We start from the raw sequence: 8681 nt of genomic DNA, 5'->3' as shown, positions 1-8681 counted from the left end.
CTTGTCACAACTGGCTTTCCGACCGCCCCTGCACTCTTTCCAGCGACCCGTTCCTCGGGGGACGGCAAACCTAGAGGAGACCCTTCTTTCGCGCAAGTGCCTGCTATGTTGCGAGCTTATGTATCGATTCCGTCCCCAGCTTGTCGATCTCCGCCGGGAGCTCCTCCCCGGACAAATCGGCCGAGATATCGCCGCCGGCATCATTGTCGGCATCGTCGCCCTCCCCCTCGCCATCGCCTTCGGCATCGCTTCGGGCGTCACCCCCCAACAAGGCCTCGTCACCGCCATCATCGCCGGTGCCCTGATCGCCGGCTTCGGGGGCTCCCGGGTCCAGATTGGCGGCCCGACCGGCGCCTTCGTCGTCCTCGTGGCCATCACCATCGAGCGATTCGGCCTCGACGGCCTCCTGGTGGCCACCCTCCTGGCCGGCGGCATGCTGATCGTCGCCGGCCTCCTCGGCGCCGGCGCCCTGATCCGCTACATCCCCCTCCCCGTCACCACCGGCTTCACCAGCGGGATCGCCCTGATCATCGCCCTCGGCCAGCTCGCCGACGCCTTGGGCCTCGGAGTGGAGAAGGTCCCGGCCGCCTTCCTCCCGAAGATCCAGGTCCTGGCCGGGGCAATCGGCACGATCGACCCGACCGCCGTGGGGGTCACCGGGGCCACCCTGGCGATCCTCCTGCTCTGGCCCCGGACCGGCATCAGAGTCCCGGGGCCGTTCGTCGCCCTGGTGGTGACCACCGCCGCCGTCTCGCTGCTGCACCTCGACGTGGCAACCATCGGCTCCCGCTTCGGCGACCTGCCGCGTGGCCTGCCGATGCCGAGCGTGCCGCACGTCTCCCTGGAGCGCCTGGGCGAGCTGTTCACGCCGGCGGCGACCATTGCCCTCCTCGCGGCGATCGAATCGCTGCTGGCGGCCGTGGTGGCCGACTCGATGACCGGCTTCCGCCACCGGGCCAACACCGAACTGGTGGCGCAGGGAATCGCCAACCTCGCCGTGCCCTTCTTCGGCGGCATCCCGGCGACCGGCGCGATCGCCCGCACCGCGACCAACATCCGCAGTGGCGGCCGCACCCCGATTGCCGGGCTGGTGCACGCCGCCACCCTGCTGATCATCCTGCTGGTGGCCGGCCCGCTCGCTCGACTCATCCCGATGGCGACCCTCGCCGGCATCCTGCTGGTGGTGGCGTGGCACATGGGCGAGTGGCACTCGTTCTTCCGGCTGGCGCGCGGCCCGCGCAACGACGCCGCCGTGCTGCTCACGACCTTCGGCTTCACGGTGATGGCCGACCTCACCGTCGGCATCGGCATGGGGATGGCGCTTGCCGCCCTGCTCTTCGTGCAGAAGATGACCACCGCCACGCACGTCATCACGGGCGATGAGGAGGACGACAGCGAGGCGCTGATTCGCCGCGCCTGGCTGCCGGCCGGTGTCCGCCTGCTCGAGGTGCGCGGACCGCTCTTCTTCGGCGGCGCCGAGACGCTGCGACGTGCCCTCAACGTTCTCCCCGACCCCTCGAAGCTGTTGTTGATCGACCTCGCTGCCGCTCCCGGACTCGACGTCACCACGGCCCGCATCCTCAAGGATTTCGAGGCACAGAGCCGGAGTCACGGAACGCGCGTGGTGTTCCTCACCAAGGACGGGCGCCACCGCCGCTGCATTGCAGCGTGAGGGATTGGAGCGGGCGCTGAGCGTGGAGCGGGCGGTGGGGAGATGGCAGGAAGAAGCGAGCGGCGAACGGCGAACGGCGAACGGCGAGACGTAAGACGTGAAAGGTGAAACGGGATCGCGAATGGCGACCGTTTCACCTCTTACGCTTCACCCTCTCCGCTGTTCGCCGTTCGCCGTTCGCTGCTCGCCCCTAGTTGGTCGCCACCTCATCCGCCGTCAGATAAAACCTCGGAATCGTCGCGTCGAAGGACTCGCCGTCGGGGCGCACCAGGTGGTACTCCCCTTCCATCCAGCCGCTCGACGCGCGCAGCACCGCCGAGGACTGGTAGGTGTACACGCTGCCGGGGAGGAGCATCGGCTGTTCGCCGACGACCCCTTCCCCGGCCACTTCGCTGTCGTGCCCGATGTCGTCGTGAATCAGCCAGCGGCGGGCGAGCAACTGCGCCGCCCGTTCACCGACGTTCTCCAGGCGCACCCGATAGGCAAAGACGTAGTGCCCCATCGACGGGCGCGACTGTTCCGCCACGAAGCGCGGCTCGACGGTGACGCGGATCCCGTCGGTGATGGCGTAATACAGCCGCCGTGGCATCGTGGCGCGCCCCGTCTCAGCTCGTCGGCGGGTTGAAGGCGCCGTGCTGCTGCTCGACCCACGAGCGGTGGTAATTCAGGTCCTCGAACGGCTGCGACGCCTTGGCGATCTTGAGCGCCCGGAACGAGTCCATCATCACTGCCAGCTCGTTGGTGTGCGTGGCCCCGATGCTGGCCTCGGCCCGGCCCGGATGCGGGCCGTGCGGCAAGCCGTCAGGATGGTGCGTGACGCTGCCGTATTCGATCCCCTTCCGGCTCATGAACTCGCTCGACGCGTAGAACAGCACTTCGTCGGAATCGACGTTGCTGTGATTGTACGGCGCCGGGATGGCGTTCGGGTCGAAGTCGTACGGCCGCGGGCAGAACGAACAGATCACGAAGCCGTCGCCCTGGAAGGTCTGGTGCACCGGCGGCGGCTGGTGAATGCGCCCGACGATCGGCTCGAAGTCGTGGATGTTGAACGCCCACGGATAGAAGTGGCCGTCCCAGCCGACGACGTCGAACGGGTGGTGGTCGAGCAGCAGTTCGTTGAGCGCCTTGTACTGCTTCACGACGATCGGGAATTCGCCGCGCTCGTCGATCGGCTCGAGGTGCGTCGGCCGGCGGATGTCGCGCTCCGAATACGGTGCACCTTCGAGCAGCTGGCCGACGTTGTTGCGATAGCGGGTCGGAAAGCGGACGTGCCCGGCGCTCTCCATGACCAGCAACTTCGGCGCGCCCTTGCTGCGGTCGAAGCGCCACTGATGGGTGATATTGCGATGGATGACGACGTAGTCACCCGGCTTGAAGGGGAGGATGCCGAACGCCGACGCTAGCACCCCTTCCCCTTCGACGACGTAGACGACTTCATCGGCCTGCGAGTTCCGGTAGAACGGCTCGACGGCGGCATCGGGCTCGGACCAGAGCATGGCGATGTCGCTGTTGAAGAGCATCGGCACGCGGTCGAGCACGAGGGAGCCACCCTTTGGCGCCTGCGCCGTGCGCCAGTGGCGGTGGCGCAGCGAGGTCTCGTCGTCCGCCTCCCAGACGATCGGCCGCAACCGACGCGCCGAGAGCACGGTGGTGGGCGGGTGAATGTGGTACAGTAGCGAAGCGGTCCCGACAAACCCCTCGTGCCCCATCAGCTCCTCGGCATAGAGCCCACCATCGGGACGCCGGAAGACCGTGTGCCGCTTGCGGGGCACCTCGCCCATCAGGTGATAGATCGGCATGCTAGAGGTTCCCCCGCGCGTCCTGCTCGCGCTCGATCGCCTCGAACAGCGCCTTGAAGTTGCCGGCCCCGAAGCTCTTGGCGCCCTTCCGCTGGATGATCTCGTAGAAGAGCGTAGGGCGATCCTGCACCGGCTTGGTGAAGATCTGCAGCAGGTAGCCCTCGTCGTCGCGATCCACGAGGATGCCCAGCTCCGCCAGCGGCGCGATGTCCTCGTCGATCTTCCCCACCCGGTCGAGCACCGTCTCGTAGTACGCGGCCGGCACCCGCAGGAACTCGATGCCGCGCGAGCGGAGATCGCGCACCGTGGTGATGATGTCGTCGGTGGCGATCGCGACGTGCTGCACGCCCGGGCCGCGATAGAAGTCCAGGTACTCCTCGATCTGCGACTTCTTCTTCCCGCTGGCCGGCTCGTTGATCGGGAACTTGATGCGTCCGTTGCCGTTGCTCATCACCTTCGACATCAGCGCCGAGTATTCGGTGGTGATCTGCTTGTCGTCGAAGGTCAGGATGTTGGTGAAACCGAGGACGCGTTCATAGAACTCGACCCAGCTGTTCATCTTGCCGAGCTCGACATTGCCGACGCAGTGGTCGACGTACTTGAGGCCGGTCGACTTCGACTGGTAGCTCGAGGTCATCGGGACGAACCCCGGCAGGAAGAGCCCGGTGTAGTTGCGCCGCTCGACGATCGAGTGGATCGTGTCGCCGTAGGTGCGGATGCCGGCGATGATCACCTCGCCATGTTCGTCCCGCTCGACGCGTGGCTCGCCGGCGGAGACCGCGCCGCGCTCCATGGCCACCGCGTAGGCCGCGCGCGCATCCTCGACCCAGAACGCCATGTCGCGGACGCCGTCGCCGTGACGGTGGATGTGCTCGGCGATCTCGCCCTCGGGCCCCATCGGCGTGGTGAGCACCAGGCGGATCTTGTCCTGCATCAGCAGATACGAGGCGCGATCACGGACACCGGTTTCGGGGCCGCGATAGCCGATCAGCTCGTAGCCGAAGGCGTAGCAGTAGTAGAGCATCGACTGCTTGGCGTTGCCGACCCAGTACTCGATGTAGTCGGTCCCGTGGATCGGGAAGGCGTCGTGCGCGGTCGAGAGGTCAGGCTGCGTGATAGTGGCGGTCATGAGGTACTCCGGGTCGCGTTCAGAAAGACGAAAGGGGGCAGTCGGCGACGCGCTGCCATCCTGGATCGGTGCGACGATGCCCGGGCCGCGGCGCGCGCAGGTTCACGCGGACCGCGCAGCGACAAGGAAGGAGCGGAGGTCCGCCTCGCTGATGGCCGGCTCGCCTGGGGAGACGTGGTCGAGCCGTCCCTCCCGCACCCACTCGATCAGGCGCTCAATCTCGGCGTACAGGTGCTCGAAGGAATCGACCACGAAGAGCAACGGCTGGTAATGGTCGATCTCGAAGTACTGGTTGACGACCCACTCGAGCTGCAGCGGGAAACGCTGCACCGCGGGGGACTCGATCGCGTGGGCGATCTCGCCATAGGACGACAGCAGGCCGCTGCCATACACCTTGAGCTCGCCGGGCGTGGTGCCACGCATCAGGCCGAACTCCACCGTGAACCAGAAGAAGCGCGCCATTGCCTTGATCACCGACGTCAGCACCTGCAACTGCTCGTGCTCATCCTCGATCGTCGCCACCCGCTCTGCCGCCGCCTTGGCACATTCGCCGAACATCACCAGCGTGTCGGCAAAGGCCTTGTCGGTGTGCATCGGCACGTGGCCGGCGATGTCGTGGAAGATGTCGGGCTCGGGGAGGTAGTCGAGCACGGCCCCATCGCGAATCGTGATGGTGGTCGGGAAGGCGCGCTGACGCAGGCAATCGAAGAACATGTACGCCGGCACGTACCCACTCACCGCCTTGGCCCGGAAGCCGGTCAGCGGCGCCATGAACTTGTTCACGTCCTCGAGGCGCGGCACCCGTTCCGGATCGAGGCAGAGCGTTTCCAGCCCCTCGAGGAAGCGATGGTTGGCATACTGCTGCCACCGCTCCCCCATCCGCGCATAGAGCCTGCGCCAGACGTCGTGATTCGCCTCGGAGTAGAGCTCGTACGGCTGGTCGATATAGAGCCGCCCTTCGGCCTGAGCCTGCTCGATAAATGGCGCTTGGGTCGTGGTGAGGCCGGGGACTGCCGCGGTGGTGGTCAAACGGGCCTCCGAGAGGGATGGAACTCGGATGGAAAACTAATGGGGAGGCTGGACCTGGAGCAGTTCTGCCCGATCTCGAAATTCCTCCAGCGACTCGGGGTTGGCAAGCGCCCCGACGTTCTTGACCGGACGCCCTTCCACCACGTCGCGGACCGCCAGCTCGCTCAACTTGCCACTCCGGGTCCGGGGGATGTCCCGGACGGCCAGCACCACGCGCGGGACGTGGTGCGGAGAGGCCCCCTGACGAATCCGGCGGCTGATCCGGTCGACCAGCGCCCCATCCAGCGTGGCCCCCTCAACCAGACGGACGAAGAGCACCACCCGGACGTCGCCGTCCGCGCTGCCGGGGATCCGTTGCCCGATCACCAGGCTCTCCAGCACCTCGGGAATCGTCTCGACCTGCCGATAGATCTCCGCGGTGCCGATGCGTACGCCCCCCGGGTTGAGCGTGGCGTCACTCCGCCCGCTGATGGCGAAGCCGCCGTGCACCGTCCGGGTGATCCAGTCGCCATGACGCCAGACGCCGGGATACTCGCTGAAATAGGCGGCCCGGTAGAGCGCGCCGTCCGGGTCGTGCCAGAACGCGACGGGCATCGACGGAAAGGCCCGCGTGCAGACCAGCTCCCCTGCCTCGCCGATCGGTGCCGGCTGCCCCACCGCATCGAAGACCTCGACCGCCATCCCCAACCCTGGTCCCTGGATCTCGCCGCGATAGACCGGCGAGATCGGGTTGCCGAGCACGAAGCAGGAGACGATGTCGGTCCCACCGGAGATGGAGGCCACCTGCACCGCACCGACGGCGCGCGTCACCCAGTCGAACGACTCGGCCGCGAGCGGTGAACCGGTGGAGAAGACGGTACGCAGGGCATCCAGCGCAAAGTCTCGCGCCGGCTCGAGCCCCGCCTTCTCGGCGAGGGCGAGATACTTGGCACTCGTCCCGAAAAGCTGCACGCGCTCCGCGGCAGCGAGTCGCCAGAGGATCGCCGGATCGTGCGAGGGCATCGGCGCGCCGTCATACAGCACCAGCGTGGCACCGACGGCGAGACCGCTCACCAACCAGTTCCACATCATCCAGCCGCAGGTGGTGAAATAGAAGAGCCGCTCGCCCGCGTGCAGGTCGCCGTGCAGGCGATGCTCCTTCAGGTGCTGCAGCAGCGTCCCCCCTGCCCCATGCACCATGCACTTCGGCAGGCCGGTGGTCCCCGAGGAGTAGAGGATGTAGAGCGGATGATCGAATGGGAGGCGTGTGAAGCGCAGCGCTGGCGTTGGACCGTCACCGAGGAGTTGTGTCCACGTGGACATGCGCGGATCGTCCGGCAGGATGGCGGCACCGCGATACGAGATCATCACCGCATGCTCGACCGATGGCAGTCGGGGCAGCAACTCCTCGGCGCGCGCCACGCAGTCGTGCACCTTGCCGCCGTAGCCGTAGCCGTCGCAGAAGAAGAGCACCCGCGGCGTGGTCTGCCCGAATCGATCGACGATCCCCTCGACGCCGAAGTCCGGTGAGCACGAGGTCCACACGGCACCGAGGGCGCTGGTGGCGAGCATCGCGACGATGGTCTCGGGAATGTTCGGCAACCAGCCGGCCACGCGGTCGCCCGGGCCGACGCCGAGCGCCGCGAGACCGGCGGCCGCACGCGCAACTATTTCCCGAAGTTGGCGCCAACTCCACGGCGTCAATGCGCCGCGCTCGTCCCAGGCGACGATCGCGTCGTGGTCACCGTCATGGCGGAGCAGATTTTCGGCGAAGTTGAGTTGGGCGCCGGGGAACCACCGCGGGCCACGTTGCGGTGCGGGTGGCGCCATCTGGTCCAGGCCGACCACCACCGTGCTCCACGCTTCGCCGTTGGGGTGACGATCGGCGAGGACGTCGCCATCGTGCCACACCGCTGTCCAGAAGGCGGCGGGGTCCGCGACGGACCAGGCATGCAAGGCGTGGAACGCCTCGGCGTCATCGTGTGGCGGGAGCGCGATCCCTTCGGCACGGCGGGCGGCGAGGAAGCGCGCCAGATGGGACGACGCCACCCGGTCCGGGTTCGGAATCCACTGCGGCATGGCGGCGTCCATCAGCGGCGGCGCATCACCACGTCGTCGCTCATGATGCGCTCACCGATGGAGAGCGTGAGCAGCTGACCGCTGAAGCCCTCGCGCGCCACGCGCACGTACTGCACGCGACAGCGTTCGAGCAACTTCGGATCGAACTCGAGACGATACTCGCCGTTGCCGTTGGAGAAGGTCGAGAACGGTGTGCCAACAATCTGGAGGTGCGCCCCCGCCAGCGGGGTCCGGTGATCGTCGCCGAGCACGCGCCCGATGACCGTGGCAAGTACCGGAGTGCCATCGGGATTCTTGCCGAGATCGGGGATCTCGACGCAACGCCCAGCCGCCTCGGGGAACGACGGGCGCCAGTCGCGGTAGTCGGGCTGCGTCGGCCCGACGCGACCCATCGCGCCAGCCGCCGCGGCGACCGCCGTGTTCGAGTTGCGGGTGCCGGCGGTGAGGATGTCGCGCGGCTTCCCGTTGTCGTCGAGCGGCACTCCCTTGGCGGTCAGATTGTTCACCATATCCGACGCGGTGGCAATGCGGCGCACCCCCTTGGGGGCCTGGGTCGGTGCCGCCTCGGGCTCGGCCGGCGGCGTCTCCACCTTGGCGGGCGGCTCCGGCTTGTTGACGTTCATCTGATCCGGATCGATCTGCGGCTTCTCCGGCCCCGCTTCCTTGGGGACGAGCGCGTCGGGATTCTTCGAGTCCGGACCGAGTGGCGTCGACTTCTTCGGCGGTTCCGGCTTGGGCTGTTCCTGCTGCGGCTGCGGCTGCGGTTGCGGCTGATCGGGCTGCTGTTCCGCCTTCGGCGCCGGGTTGGCCGGGGGCGCCAAGGCAATCTCCTGTCGGTCCTCCCCGGGATTCCGTTCAATCGTCGGGAGCGAGCGCGCCGAGGCGGGGCGGAAGATCAGCCAGAGGACCACCACGACGTGGAGGGCGGCGCTCGTGCTGAGCGCACCCCAACTACGGCCTCGCTCGATGGGAGGCCCGACGGTGAATGGCGTGG

The 8681-nt window shown here is 67.5% G+C and carries 7 protein-coding genes; 1 reads left to right on the top strand and 6 read right to left on the bottom strand.

From position 1 onward, the window contains the following. Positions 1-118 precede the first annotated feature (118 nt). Positions 119-1672 (top strand): STAS domain-containing protein, encoded by a 1554-nt coding sequence (locus tag IPP98_15895; GenBank protein MBL0180571.1) that lies wholly within the window; start codon positions 119-121, stop codon positions 1670-1672. A 190-nt stretch (positions 1673-1862) separates the two neighbouring features. On the opposite strand, the gene apaG is transcribed toward IPP98_15895, so the two are convergent. The 6 genes from apaG to IPP98_15865 form a co-directional block, all read right to left on the bottom strand. Beyond that, positions 1863-2261, bottom strand: a complete 399-nt coding sequence (apaG, locus tag IPP98_15890; protein ID MBL0180570.1) for a Co2+/Mg2+ efflux protein ApaG — start codon at positions 2259-2261, stop codon at positions 1863-1865. Between the two features lie 16 nt (positions 2262-2277). Further along, on the bottom strand, positions 2278-3471 hold the full coding sequence (locus tag IPP98_15885; GenBank protein ID MBL0180569.1) for a homogentisate 1,2-dioxygenase: 1194 nt from the start codon (positions 3469-3471) through the stop codon (positions 2278-2280). Between the two features lies 1 nt (position 3472). After that, the gene (hppD, locus tag IPP98_15880; protein ID MBL0180568.1) at positions 3473-4600 is read right to left on the bottom strand and encodes a 4-hydroxyphenylpyruvate dioxygenase; all 1128 of its coding nucleotides are present in this window, start codon (positions 4598-4600) and stop codon (positions 3473-3475) included. Between the two features lie 102 nt (positions 4601-4702). After that, positions 4703-5629: a phenylalanine 4-monooxygenase gene (locus IPP98_15875; GenBank protein ID MBL0180567.1), complete on the bottom strand. Its 927-nt coding sequence runs from the start codon at positions 5627-5629 to the stop codon at positions 4703-4705. A 36-nt stretch (positions 5630-5665) separates the two neighbouring features. Then, the gene (locus tag IPP98_15870; protein ID MBL0180566.1) at positions 5666-7699 is read right to left on the bottom strand and encodes an acetoacetate--CoA ligase; all 2034 of its coding nucleotides are present in this window, start codon (positions 7697-7699) and stop codon (positions 5666-5668) included. Then, complete coding sequence (locus IPP98_15865; GenBank protein ID MBL0180565.1) at positions 7699-8601, bottom strand: hypothetical protein; 903 nt, start codon at positions 8599-8601, stop codon at positions 7699-7701. Before IPP98_15865 ends, IPP98_15870 begins: the two co-directional genes overlap by 1 nt. Positions 8602-8681 lie beyond the last annotated feature (80 nt).

Source organism: Gemmatimonadota bacterium, from assembly GCA_016720805.1.
GTDB lineage: Bacteria > Gemmatimonadota > Gemmatimonadetes > Gemmatimonadales > GWC2-71-9 > Palsa-1233.
This window is presented reverse-complemented; position numbering and strand designations above follow the sequence as displayed.